This is a genomic window from Henriciella aquimarina (assembly GCF_002088975.1).
In the GTDB taxonomy this organism is placed as follows: Bacteria; Pseudomonadota; Alphaproteobacteria; order Caulobacterales; family Hyphomonadaceae; genus Henriciella; species Henriciella aquimarina.
In genome coordinates this window covers 122,711-129,947 of sequence record NZ_NCST01000103.1, presented here as the reverse complement: position 1 = coordinate 129,947, position 7,237 = coordinate 122,711, and the positions used below count along the sequence as shown (strand labels likewise).

At 61.2% G+C, this 7,237-nt stretch carries 4 protein-coding genes and 1 tRNA gene; all 5 read right to left on the bottom strand.

Annotated features, from left to right (window positions below; translation table 11 throughout):
• Positions 1–628, bottom strand: a 628-nt coding sequence (locus tag B8784_RS16080) for an outer membrane protein (RefSeq protein WP_233356196.1), incomplete at its 3' end; no start/stop codon positions are given.
• Positions 629–899: 271 nt separating this feature from the next.
• Positions 900–976: transfer RNA gene (locus tag B8784_RS16075), tRNA-His, on the bottom strand.
• Between the two features lie 73 nt (positions 977–1,049).
• Entirely contained in the window at positions 1,050–2,558 is a 1,509-nt protein-coding gene (locus B8784_RS16070) for a flavin-containing monooxygenase (protein WP_084398919.1), read from the bottom strand.
• 95 nt (positions 2,559–2,653) lie between these two features.
• Positions 2,654–4,090 carry an efflux transporter outer membrane subunit gene (locus B8784_RS16065; RefSeq protein ID WP_084398918.1) on the bottom strand — a complete coding sequence of 479 codons (1,437 nt, stop codon included), beginning with the start codon at positions 4,088–4,090 and terminating at the stop codon, positions 2,654–2,656.
• Positions 4,087–7,227: an efflux RND transporter permease subunit gene (locus tag B8784_RS16060; RefSeq protein ID WP_084398917.1), complete on the bottom strand. Its 3,141-nt coding sequence runs from the start codon at positions 7,225–7,227 to the stop codon at positions 4,087–4,089. Before B8784_RS16060 ends, B8784_RS16065 begins: the two co-directional genes overlap by 4 nt.
• Positions 7,228–7,237 lie beyond the last annotated feature (10 nt).

Here is a 7,237-nt window from a genome sequence, read left to right as displayed (position 1 = left end):
AATTGTCGGTGAAGAAGTACTTGTAGCCAATGTCGAGCGTCAGCTGCTCGGTCAGGTCATAGCCGATACCGGCCAGGAACTGATAGGCAAGGCTTGTATCTTCATCGCTGAAGCCGTTCGAGGTGTAGGTTTCACCCGTTGCGGTGTTCAGGGAGCGAAGGCTGAAAGCCTCGGCGCGCATTTGCGCGAGACCGATACCAGCACCAAGATAGGGCTGGACAGCGCCTTCCGGATTGAAATCATAGAGGCCGTTGAACATGAGGTCGTACATGTTCAGCTTGCCATCAGAGCCTTGGTCATAAACCATCGGCGGGTTGGGCGGAGGCGTACCGCCATTCACGACACCGTCGGGATTGAGGCTGCCGCCGCGATAACCGAACGTCGTTTCAAGACGGAAGCCGTTGTCGAACCCGTAACCGAGCCCGAGCTGGACACCGCCAAGACCATCGGACAGATCCGAATCACCGCCGAGCGTATACGGCGCATTTGATTCCGGATCGTGATCGAGCGTGCCTTCAAACGTGTAGCCGAGATCGGCACGGCCATACCAACCGTCCTGGGCTACGGCAACATTGCCAGCAGACGCCAAGGCGGCCGCGGCTGTCGCACACATCAGAGTTTTTTTCATACTCATCCCCTTTTGTGAGCCGCATGAGCACTATTGCCCACCGACCGCAGAGACTAACGGACCATTCCGTGTGACTACTCATCTATAGAAGTTTTGTTCCCTAGACGAGATGAGAAAGCCCGAAAATTATTGAAACTCCCAGTTTTTTCACCGGGGCGCGGCGTAAATGCAACATTCCTGCGACCTCGCCACAATGTCGCCCGAAACTCGCACGGGTTGTGCCGGAATCTGTAATGGAACGGACGAATCAGGCGTCAAATTTCGGGGAGAATGGTACCGCCTCCCCGGTTTGAACGGGGGACCTCTAGATCCACAATCTAGCGCTCTAACCAACTGAGCTAAGGCGGCACTGCGCTCGCACATACGACTAGGGCGGGCCGCGTTCAAGATTTTTTGCGGGCATGATGCAGTTCAAACGCTCCTATTCTGCAGCAAGCGGCGTTCCATCGGCCTGATCGTCCGTAGCCGTCGCTTCGCCTGCCCTTCCAAATCGCAGCACACCGTCATCGAGGTTGGCGTGGCGCAGGAGGAAAATGTCCTTCAGATAGTTCTGATGCAGCCGCCAGGGCGTCTCGCTGCCCTGCTTCGGCAGATGGTCGATCGCGCGCTGGACATAGCCCGACGAGAAATCCAGCCAGGGCTCGTCGCCAAGATCGCCATCGGCCACAGGACGGACCATATCATAGCCGTCGCGCTCCATCCGGTTCAGCAGCCGGGTGACGAAATCGCCTGTCAGATCGGCCTTCAGCGTCCAGGACGCATTCGTATAGCCAAAGGTGGAGGCAAGATTCGGAATGCCCTCGAACATCACGCCGCGATAGCCATGGATCTGCGATGGCACGACCGGCTGGCCGTCGACCGAGATATCCATCCCGCCGAGAAAGACCAGTTTCAGCCCGGTCGCCGTCACGATGATGTCCGCCTCGAGCGTCTCACCTGAGACCAGCCTGATTCCCTCAGACGTAAAGCTTTCGATATGGTCGGTCACGACCGAGGCCGAGCCATCTTTCAGCGCCTTGAAGAGATCACTGTCCGGAATGAGGCACAGGCGCTGGTCCCATGGATTGTAGCTCGGATTGAAGTGCGTCTCGACGTCGACGTCCGGGCCGAGTTCTTCCTTCGCCATGTCGAGGAGCCGCTGCTTCACCTTTTTCGGGCGCTTGCGTGCCAGATTGAAAAAGAACATCTGAAACAGGATATTGCGCCAGCGCGTGAGGCCATAGGCCCAGCTCTCCGGCAACCATTTGCGCAGACGGTTCGCGAGCGCATCTTCGGCCGGACGGGAGACGACATAGGTGGGCGAGCGCTGAAGCATGGTGACGTGCGCGGCGGTTTTCGCCATCTCCGGCACCAGCGTCACAGCCGTCGCGCCCGAACCGATGACGACCACTTTCTTGCCGGCATAGTCGAGATTGTCCGGCCACTGCTGTGGATGGACGATTTTGCCCTCGAACGCGGCTTCCCCCGGGAAGTCGGGCCGGTGGCCGCCTTCATAGGAGTAATAGCCCGAGCACATGTAAAGGAAGTTGCAACTCAACCGATGGGTCTCACCCGTCTTCGAATCCTCCGCCTCGACCGACCACGTCGCGGTCTGCGAGTCCCAGGCGGCGCGGCGCACGAGATGATTGAAACGGATATGCCGGTCGATGCCGTTTTCTTCCGCTGTCTCGCGGACATATTTCAGGATTGCCGGCCCATCCGCGATGGCCTTGCGATCCTTCCACGGTTTGAAGATGTAGCCGAGCGTATGCATGTCGCTGTCGGAGCGGATGCCCGGATAGCGGAACAGATCCCATGTCCCGCCAATCGCCTCACGGCCTTCGAGGATTGCATAGCTTTTGCCGGGACACTTTTTCTGCAAGTGCCACGCAGCGCCGATGCCGGACAGGCCGGCCCCGACAATGAGAACATCGACATGGCTTTCACTCATGCCGGCAAGTGAACATTGAAATGCACCCGCTGTCTAGATGACGCGCGTGTCAACTTTACGCGCGCCATCCAGAGATCAAACGTCCGGCCGGACGATCAGGCGCCGCCATCCTCTTGCGGACGGGCGTCTTCTTCCGGCCAGGTCCCGAGCGCCCGGTAAAGGGCGATCGTGTTGAGACTACGGTCCAGCTCGGCCTGGATCAGCTGCTGGCGGGCATCATAGTAGAGCTGTTGGGAATCGAGCACCGAGAGATAATCGTCGACACCGACCTGGAAGCGCTCTTCCGAAAGGTCCCGTGTCACGGCGGTGTCCTCGACCAGGCGGGTCAGCGCCGCGACCCGGTCATCGATGGTGCGCCCCACAGCCAAGGCATTGGCCGTATCCTGGAACGCGACCTGGATGGCCTGCTCATAATTGGCGACGGCCAGCTGACGCTGCGCCTCGCTGACATCGAGATTGGCCTGGCGCGCGCCGGCATCGAAAATCGGCAGCGAGACTGACGGCCCAACACTCCAGCCAGCCGTCCCGTCGAAAAGATCGTCGAGCTGCGTGCTGGAATAGGCAATACTTCCCGTCAGAGAGATGGTCGGGAAGAAGGCCGCGCGGGCCGCCCCGACATTGGCGTTCGCCGACAAAAGTTGACGCTCGGCCTGCTGCACGTCGGGCCGTTTCAGCAGGACCAGCGAAGACTGGCCAACCGGCAGGTCGCCATCGAGGGCGGACTGGCTCAGCTCCGCGGCTTCGAGAACGCCATCCGGCAGCCGGGTGCCAACCACGAAACGCAGGGCATTGAGGTCCTGATCCACCTGGGCGGTGAACTGAGCCGCCTGCGCCCGTGCCGTCTCGACACTGGACGACGCCCGGCGCACATCGAGTTCGGTGGCGACACCGGCCTCGAAAAGCTCGCGGGTGAGATCAAGCGATTCCGACTGGACATCGACGGTGTCCTCGGCAAGAGCCAGGAACGCCTTGTCAGCGGCCAGTCGCATCCAGAGTTCGCCTACAGTCGCCGCGATCGAGATCTTGGCGGCCCGCTCCCCCTCTTCCGAGGCAAGATAGGCCTGCAGCGCGGCTTCATTGAGATTGGCCACGCGGCCGAAGAGATCCAGCTCATAGGCCGTTACGCCGAGGCTCGCCCGGGCATTGTCGCCGAAGCCGCCGCCACCGCCGGAAAAGCCCCCATCATCGTCATCGAAGGTCCCGCCTTCGGTCACGGAGCCGCTGGCCGTCACAGTCGGCAGGCGCTGGGCCCGGGTGATGCCATACTGCGCCCGTGCCAGCTGGACATTGGCCGCCGCGACCCGCAGGTCCCGGTTCTCGTCCAGGGCCAGACCGACCAGCTCACGAAGCTTCGGGTTCTGGTAGACTTCCTGCCAGACAAGCGGGCTGATCTCTTCGCCATTCGCGTCCGTGACCGGCAGGGCCTCCGGGATCGGAGCCTCCGGACGGTCATAGGGCTCGCGGATTGTCATGCAGCCGGACAGGATCAGGGCCGATCCGGCTGCAGCCATGAGAAGGGATGTTCGGCTCATGCTGAAGCCTCCGAAGTCTTGTTGTCCGTCAGCGGGCGTGTACCCGTGAGCTTGCGTACCACAACATAGAAGAGCGGTGCGAAGAACAAGCCCAACAGGATAGAGGTTATCAAACCACCAATGACCGCCGTACCGATGGCCACCCGGCCAGCTGCACCGGCGCCCGTGCTGAGCGCAAGCGGCAGCACACCGAAGCCGAAGGCAAAGGTGGTCATGATGATCGGGCGGAAACGCATCCGCACGGCTTCCTCGACCGCCTTGAAGAGTTCAATGCCCTGCTTCTCCAGATCCCGGGCAAACTCGACGATGAGGATCGCGTTCTTCGACGCCAGCCCCACCGTGGTCAGCAAGGCCACCTGGAAGAAGATGTCATTGTCCAGCCCGCGAAGGTGTGCGGCCGCAACGGCGCCGAGGACACCGAGCGGAGCGACCAGCAGCACAGCCACCGGCACGACCCAGCTTTCATAGAGGGCCGCCAGGCAGAGGAAGACGAACAGGATCGACAGGATATAGAGCAGCATGGCCTGATTGCCGGCTTCACGCTCCTGCGCACTGATACCGGTCCATTCCATGCCGACGCCTGGAAGCTGTTCCTCGACGAGCTGCTCGATCTTGTCCATTGCGACACCAGAGCTGATGCCCGGCGCGGGCGCCCCCTGGATGTTCACAGCGGGCAGACCGTTATAGCGCTGCAACTGCGGCGAACCGTAGGTCCAGCTACCGTCTACAAGCTCCTCGATCGGCGTCATCCCGCCATTGGAGTTGCGTACACGCCAGTCGCCCAGATCCTCGGGCTGCATCCGGGCCTCTGTCTCGCCCTGAACATAGACGCGCTTGATGCGTCCACGGTCGAGGAAGTCGTTCACATACCGGCCACCAAACGCAACCGAGAGCAGATCGGTCACGCTGCTGACCGGCACACCCAGCGCCTGCGACTTCTGGTAGTTGATGTCGACATTGTATTGAGCGCTATCGGACAGGCCGTTCGGACGCACGCTGGTCAGTTCAGGCTGCTGATTGGCCATGCCAAGCAACTGCCCCTGGGCCTGCATCAGAGCCGCATGCCCCTGGGCACTGGTATCCTGCAGATACATATCGAAGCCGGCCGCGTTACCAAGCGCGGGGATCGGCGGTGGCACGATGGAAAAGATCTGGGCTTCCGAATAGCTGGCAAAGCGTCCGGAGACACTGTTGGCAATATCACTGGCCGACTGGCCCGGCCCCATCCGCTCCGACCAGTCTGCCAGCGCGCCAAAGGCAATCCCGTTATTTTGGGCACGCCCAGCGAAACTGAAGCCTGACAGGGTGAAAAGGCCTTTCACTTCATCGCCATAATTTTCGAAATAATAGTCGTTGACGTCTTCCATCACGCCGGCTGTCCGTTCCAGGCTGGAGCCGGGCGGAAGCTGGACCAGCGTAATCACACGGCCCTGGTCTTCCTGCGGCAGGAAGGATGTCGGCAGACGCGTGAAGCCGACCGCCACACCGGCGACAATCAGCACGAACACGCCCAGGAATATCCAGCGCCGGCGCAGGACGCGGTCGACTGTACGTTCATATCCGAGGCGCAGACGGTCGAAACCGCTATCGAAAAGCGCAGCCGGTTTCCCCAGCAGACCCCGGCCACTCGAATGGCCCTTTTTCTTCAGGACGCTCGCGCAAAGCGCTGGCGAGAGGACAAGGGCAACGACCACCGATAGCGCCATCGCCGACACGATCGTGACCGAGAATTGCCGGTAGATAAGACCGGCAGAGCCCGGGAAGAAGGCCATCGGCACGAACACTGCCGAGAGGACGACAGCAATACCGATCAGGGCCCCGGTGATCTGGTGCATGGATTTCCGGGTCGCCTCACGCGGCTCCAGCCCGTCTTCTTCCATGACCCGTTCGACGTTCTCCACAACGACAATCGCGTCATCGACCAGAAGACCAATCGCCAGCACCATGGCGAACATGGTCAGCGTGTTGATCGAGAAGCCGAGCGTCAGCAGCACCACCAGTGTGCCCAGCAGGACCACAGGCACAGCAACCATCGGAACGAATGTCGCGCGCAGGCTCTGCAGGAAGACGAGGATCACCAGGAAGACCAGGATGACGGCTTCAAACAGCGTCTTCTGAACTTCGTGGATGGAGGTCTCGATGAACGGCGTCTGATCGACCGGGAAGGCGTATTCGACATCTTCCGGCAGGTCCCGCGCAAGTTCCTCGACCTTCTGCTTGACGGCTTCCGACGTATCCAGCGCGTTCGCGCCCGCCGAAAGCGAGACGGCAAAGCCGGAGGCAGGATAGCCATTGAACTTCGAGACGAAGGCATACTGTTCGGCGCCCATCTCGACGGTGCCGACATCCTCGATCCGCACCGACCCGCCGTCCGGCGTCGTCTTGATCAGAAGGTTGCGAAACTCTTCAGGCGTCGAGAGCAGGGATTGCAGCGTGATCGTCGCATTGATCTCCTGGCCTTCCACAGCCGGCGCCCCGCCGAGCGAGCCGGCAGAAACCTGCGTGTTCTGGGCACGGATCGCCGAAACGACGTCGGCCGCGACGAGGTTGTACTGGGACAGCTTGTCGGGATCCAGCCAGATACGCATCGCATACTGGGACCCGAACTGCTGCACCCGGCCCACACCTTCGACCCGGCTGATCGGATCGTACATGTTGGTCCGGATATAGTCGCCAAGGTCCGTCTGGTCGAAGGTCTCGTTCGGCGAATAGAGCGACGTAATCAGCAGGAAGTTGTCATTCGCTTTGTTGACCACGACCCCCTGCCGCTGGACCGGCTCCGGCAGGAGCGGCGTGGCGAGGGAGAGCTTGTTCTGCACCTGGACCTGCGCAATGTCCGGGTCCGTTCCGGTCCGGAAGGTCAGCGTGACCGAGCCCGTACCGGCCGAACTGGAGGTCGAGGAGATGTAGTCGAGCCCGTCGAGGCCCGTCATCTGCTGCTCGATAACCTGCGTCACCGAGTCCTCGACCGCCTTGGCCGAGGCGCCCGGATACGTCGCATTGATACTGATCGTCGGCGGCGCGATGTCCGGATACTGGGAGATCGGCAGCGCACGTAGCGACATCACGCCGGCCAACATGATGACAATCGCGATCACCCAGGCGAAGACCGGCCTGTCGATAAAGAAATTTGCCATTTCGGAGAGT

What these genes read in the sequence shown, in the direction of transcription:
- B8784_RS16070 (WP_084398919.1), bottom strand. Translation starts at nt 2,558, where the DNA reads ATGAGTGAAAGCCATGTCGATGTTCTCATTGTCGGGGCCGGCCTGTCC.
- B8784_RS16065 (WP_084398918.1), bottom strand. Translation starts at nt 4,090, where the DNA reads ATGAGCCGAACATCCCTTCTCATGGCTGCAGCCGGATCGGCCCTGATC.
- B8784_RS16060 (WP_084398917.1), bottom strand. Translation starts at nt 7,227, where the DNA reads ATGGCAAATTTCTTTATCGACAGGCCGGTCTTCGCCTGGGTGATCGCG.